Source organism: Rhodopirellula sp. UBA1907, assembly GCF_002337565.1.
Taxonomy (GTDB): Bacteria; Planctomycetota; Planctomycetia; order Pirellulales; family Pirellulaceae; genus Rhodopirellula; species Rhodopirellula europaea.
In genome coordinates this window covers 1-1,223 of the sequence record NZ_DDGH01000083.1, presented here as the reverse complement: position 1 = coordinate 1,223, position 1,223 = coordinate 1, and the positions used below count along the sequence as shown (strand labels likewise).

Genomic DNA, 1,223 nt, shown 5'->3' with positions numbered 1-1,223 from the left:
AAGACGTCCGACAACGTTCGAACCAAGAGTGTTTTTCCTAGGCCAGGCACGCCTTCCAGCAACACATGGCCACCCGCGATCAAAGATGTCAGTACCCCGTCAACAATTGGTTGTTGACCGACGATGCGTTTGGAGACTTCTTCACGAAGTCGACCAAAATCCCCACGGAATTGTTCGAGCCGGTCACGCAACTCGTTGTCAATCGATTCACTCATGTTGTTCCTAAAGGTTCGCCATCGCAGCAATCGTTTGGAAGGTCTGAAGCAGAATACCAGAAAATGTGAGGTGGGGGGTGTCGAGAATTGCATCGCGCGGCGCCGAGCTCTACAGTGAGGATTCTTCTGCTTGCTTGGTTCGACTTCCGCTTTGACGTCGAGGTTGCCGTGATTCACTGCCGTTCAGTTCGGATCTTCTGCTTTGGTCCTCTGTTAGTCTTCTTACTTGGAGGCGGATTGCTGTGTTTGCCATCCTCTGCTCAAGAGGTCGGTGAGACTGATAGAGAACGCGTGACCGCGGACCGGTTCTTTCAAGTCTTATTACGTCGGCCTCGTCCTGGTACCGCCCTGGATCGAGTCTATGGGTATCACGTTCAGAACGGTTCGCTTGATCAACTGATCGAATCGTTGGACGTCGATGATGATGCGCCGTCAGCCGGTGAAAAGGCGATGGTCTTAGGGCTGATCCAAGCTCAACGCGGTAAGTCAGCGCTCGCTGTGGAAGCATTCTCGAAGGCAGAAAAACGTTTGCCCGACGAAGCGGCCTGCAGTTTCTATCTCGGTAAATCTTTGCTCGCGGTTGGCGAAAACGAACGGGCGGCCGCGGCAATTCAACGCGCAATCGACCGCGGTCCCGCACGCAATGAGGCGGTGCCGATTTTCACTGAGTTAGGTCGGATCTATGGGCGTGCAGGACAAAACGAAAAAGCATTCGCAGTTTGGAAACAACTCGAAGCGATGTTCCCGCGGGATGCCCGCGTCGGGGGCCAAATTGCTCGAGCACTCGCCGAAGAAGGGAATCTCGAAGAAGCACTCGCTCGCTTTGTAGCACTATCGAAAAACAGCCGCGATGAAGACGACAAGATTGCGTTTGCGGTGGAAGCTGCCGAACTGCGACGGCGGTTGGGCGAACCGGAAGAAGCGACAAAAGATCTGGAGAAAATTCTTGCCCGCCTGCGACCAGGGAGTTGGCTTCACACGGACGTTCGCAATCGGATCGAAGATGGC

The 1,223-nt window shown here is 54.4% G+C and carries 2 protein-coding genes; one reads left to right on the top strand and one right to left on the bottom strand.

What is annotated here, in order from left to right:
• Positions 1-215, bottom strand: a 215-nt coding sequence (locus tag B2R17_RS17460) for an AAA family ATPase (RefSeq protein WP_414707356.1), incomplete at its 3' end; no start/stop codon positions are given.
• Positions 216-329: 114 nt separating this feature from the next.
• Here B2R17_RS17460 and B2R17_RS17455 point away from each other — a divergent pair.
• The coding region (locus tag B2R17_RS17455; RefSeq protein ID WP_286764993.1) for a tetratricopeptide repeat protein at positions 330-1,223 on the top strand (894 nt) is incomplete at its 3' end.